The sequence below is a fragment of the Pseudoalteromonas sp. BSi20311 genome (assembly GCF_000239875.1).
In the GTDB taxonomy this organism is placed as follows: Bacteria; Pseudomonadota; Gammaproteobacteria; order Enterobacterales; family Alteromonadaceae; genus Pseudoalteromonas.
The window spans coordinates 1-4,091 of record NZ_BADU01000070.1 but is presented as its reverse complement, the minus strand read 5'-3'; the positions used below and the strand labels follow the sequence as shown (position 1 = coordinate 4,091).

Genomic DNA, 4,091 nt, shown 5'->3' with positions numbered 1-4,091 from the left:
GCTGGTTTGTTTAAATTAACAACAGAAATTGTTTGTTTATTCAGTAAATACTGAAAAGTTTGTATTAAAAGCTTGTAAGAACTAGTGTTTGTAGATATACCTATAAATATTCGCGCCGCATGAGTCGGCTAAACACATTTAAAAAACTAGGTTAGAAATAGGCAACTATGGGCAAATCGCTAGTAATTGTAGAGTCACCTGCTAAGGCTAAAACAATTAATAAATACTTAGGTAATGATTTTATCGTTAAGTCCAGTATTGGGCACGTACGAGATTTACCTACATCAGGATCGGGCAAAAACAAAGTACCAGCAAGCAAAACACCTGCTGAGGTTCGTAAAATGCCACCTGATGAGAAAGCAGCGTATAAACAGCAACGTGACTATTCTAACTTAGTCGCGCGTATGGGCATCGATCCTGAAAAAGGGTGGGAACCACATTACGAAGTATTGCCGGGTAAAGAAAAGGTTGTTCAAGAATTACAAAAGCTTGCCCAAAATGCTGATCAAATCTATCTCGCAACGGATTTGGATAGAGAAGGGGAAGCAATTGCTTGGCACCTTCAAGAGCTGATAGGCGGTGAGCCTGAAAAGTATAAGCGCGTTGTGTTTAACGAAATCACTAAAAATGCAATTCAACAAGCGTTTGAAACTCCGGGTGAATTGAACACCGATATGGTTTATGCACAGCAGACCCGTCGTTTCCTAGACCGTGTTGTAGGTTTTATGGTTTCGCCTTTATTGTGGGCTAAAGTTGCACGAGGTTTATCGGCAGGACGAGTTCAATCTGTTGCAGTGCGGTTATTAGTAGAGCGCGAACGTGAAATTAAAGCGTTTATTCCTGAAGAATTTTGGGATATCCATGCAGATGTTAAAAATAGCGAGTCTGATTTACGTTTAGAAGTCACTAAACAAGCAGGCAAGCCATTTAAACCTGTAAATGAGGCACAGGCTACAGAAGCTGTAAAAAGCCTTGAGAGTGCCGAATATAAAGTTGTAAGCGTTGAAGAAAAACCAAGTAAGAGTCGCCCAAGTGCGCCATTTATTACTTCAACCATGCAACAAGCAGCCAGCACTCGACTCGGTTATGGCGTTAAAAAGACCATGATGCTTGCGCAGCGTCTATATGAAGGCGGTTATATTACCTATATGCGTACCGATTCAACTAATCTATCAAAAGATGCGGTTGAGATGTGTCGTGAGTATGTAACCAATGAGTTTGGTGCGAAATATTTACCAGCAGATCCAATTAACTACAGTTCAAAAGGCAATGCACAAGAAGCGCATGAAGCAATTCGTCCTTCTAGCGTATCGGTACTTTCAGGACATGTTGAAGGTGTTGATGCCGATGCGAAAAAGCTTTATGAGCTTATTTGGCGCCAGTTTGTGGCTTGTCAAATGGTGCCTGCTGAGTACGACTTAACCACATTAACCGTTGCCGCCAATGATTTTACATTAAAGGCAAAAGGGCGCGTGCTTCGCTTTGATGGTTGGACAAAAGTACAGCCAGCAGTGCGTAAAAAGAACGAAGAAGATCAATCGCTGCCTGCTGTTAAGCAAGGTGAAGTTCTCACCTTAGTTGAGCTTGATCCTAAGCAGCACTTTACCAAGCCGCCAGCACGTTTTAGTGAAGCGAGCTTAGTTAAAGAACTTGAAAAACGTGGTATTGGCCGTCCTTCAACTTACGCGTCTATCATTTCGACTATTCAAGACCGTGGCTATGTTCGAGTAGAAAATCGCCGCTTTTTCGCTGAAAAAATGGGGGAGATTGTCACCGATCGCCTTGTTGAAAACTTTACCGATTTAATGAACTTCGATTTTACCGCTAAAATGGAAGGCCGTTTAGATGATATCGCCGAAGGTGAGCGTGTTTGGACGCAAGTTCTCGATAAGTTTTACGCTGATTTTTCAACGCAATTGAATATTGCCAAAGGTGAACCCGATGAAGGCGGTATGCGTCTTAATCAAATGGTAGAAACCGACATTGACTGCCCAACGTGTGGCAGAAAAATGGGTATTCGTACTGCTTCAACGGGCGTATTCTTAGGATGTACTGGTTATAACCTGCCACCTAAAGAGCGCTGTACTACCACTATGAACTTAGTGTCGGGTGATGAAGCGGTTGCAGCTGATGTTGAAGACGTTGAAACAGAAACATTAATGCAAATGAAGCGTTGTCCAATTTGTGAAACAGCGATGGATTCATACCTTATCGATGAAACCCGTAAACTACACGTGTGTGGTAATAACCCAGCGTGTCATGGGCATGTGGTTGAAGAGGGTACGTTTAAAATTAAAGGTTACGACGGCCCTATTATTGAATGTGATAAATGTGGCGCTGATATGGAATTAAAATCAGGTCGATTTGGTAAGTATTTTGGCTGTAACAATGACGAGTGTAAAAATACCCGTAAGTTATTAAAAAATGGCGAAGCCGCGCCACCAAAAGAAGATCCCGTTCATATTCCTGAATTAGAATGTGAAAAGTCTGAAGCCTATTTTGTATTACGTGACGGTGCTGCAGGTATTTTCTTAGCAGCAAATACGTTCCCTAAATCACGAGAAACACGCGCCCCCAAAGTAGAAGAGTTACAGCGTTTTAGAGATCGTATTTCGCCTAAGTTTTACTACCTAGCTGATGCACCAGCTAAAGATCCTGATGGTAATCTTGCTGTTGTGCGTTACAGTCGTAAGAATAAATCACAGTATGTAATGACTGAGGTTGATGGCAAAGCAACTGGTTGGACGGCACACTACGAAGGTGGCAAATGGGTAGAAGAGGCTAAGAAAAAAGCCGCGCCTAAAAAGAAAGCCGCCGCTAAAAAAGCGCCTGCTAAAAGTAAAGCGAAAGCAAAAGTAAAAAAAGACGATAAATAATTAATTATTCACCGCTTTAAGTAATAAAAAACCGGAACGCACAGCCTGTGACAGTTCCGGTTTTTTTGTCAAATCAAACCTATCGCAATGGCATTTCTAATCTGATTTTTTACTTTACAGGATTAAAAAATGTAACCAATTTAGGTTCAATTCACTCAATTATTCATTAAATCTTAACAGCAGTGACTTTGTTATAGCCTTCAGATGTTAGTTCATCATTCACACACTTTAAAACATAGTTATAAAGCTCTTCATTGCTTACGTCGTCTTCTTTAGCCCAACTAACACACATTTCTGTGAATTCTTGAATCGTCTCAGTTGAAGCGTCTGTAGCATCGTTTGCCACTGCATTAGCAGCAGATAAAACGAAAAATGGTGCAACGATTAACGCGAGTAATGCTTTATTCATTTTCTTATTCCTAAAAATGGAGTAACAATCGAGTTATGTATTCATACAATGCCTACATAAAACAAGTGTAACCAAGCCAGAACATCTCTGTTGGTATATTGATTTTTAATCGAATATAAAATAAAGGGAAACGAAATATTTTTATCGTCAAGATGAGCGTATCACGTAAAAGTGTTTAACCTTAACTAATTGTGTTACAGCTAAATTTAGGCTAATGTCGCGTTTTAATTTTTAGGTGTTCTTATGCCAGAGCCAGATACAAATAATATAAATAAAAAAATACAACCTGTTCATAAAGTAGAGCATGCTCTTGAGTCGTTTATATTCAAAGGACGCTGGTTATTAGCCCCATTTTTTGTCGGTTTACTATTTGCTGTGGTTTTATTACTAATAAAATTTTTTAAACAGCTGTATTTGATGGGGATCGCAACGTTTACTGCCAGTAATCAAGAGTTGTTGGTGGGTATATTAACTTTGGTTGATACCGCTTTGTTAGCTGGACTTTTATTAATTATTATATTCAGTGGCTACGAAAACTTTGTCTCTAAGCTTAATATCGAAAATCATGAGGACCGTCCCGTATGGATGGGAAAAGTAGGGTTTTCTGGTTTAAAAATGAAACTGATTAGTGCAATAGTCGCCATTTCAGCCGTTGAGCTACTAAAGGTGTTTATAAGCTCTGCATCTCATTCAAATGATGAATTACTCTGGAAAGTGCTGATACACGTGACCTTTGTTGTGTCGGGTGTACTGTTTGCATTTACTGATTACTTAAATAGTAAAACAATTAGCCATTAAAAAATGCT

Annotated in this window: 3 protein-coding genes; 2 read left to right on the top strand and 1 reads right to left on the bottom strand. The window is 39.7% G+C overall.

What is annotated here, in order from left to right; genetic code table 11:
* Positions 1–167: 167 nt before the first annotated feature.
* Complete coding sequence (gene topA / locus P20311_RS07785) at positions 168–2,876, top strand: type I DNA topoisomerase (RefSeq protein ID WP_008111438.1); 2,709 nt, start codon at positions 168–170, stop codon at positions 2,874–2,876.
* A 166-nt stretch (positions 2,877–3,042) separates the two neighbouring features.
* On the opposite strand, the gene P20311_RS07780 is transcribed toward topA, so the two are convergent.
* A complete protein-coding gene (locus P20311_RS07780) occupies positions 3,043–3,285 on the bottom strand; it encodes a hypothetical protein (protein WP_008111436.1) in 243 nt (80 codons plus the stop codon).
* A gap of 243 nt (positions 3,286–3,528) precedes the next feature.
* Here P20311_RS07780 and P20311_RS07775 point away from each other — a divergent pair, with 243 nt between their 5' ends.
* Entirely contained in the window at positions 3,529–4,083 is a 555-nt protein-coding gene (locus tag P20311_RS07775) for a TIGR00645 family protein (RefSeq protein WP_008111434.1), read from the top strand.
* Positions 4,084–4,091: the final 8 nt, after the last annotated feature.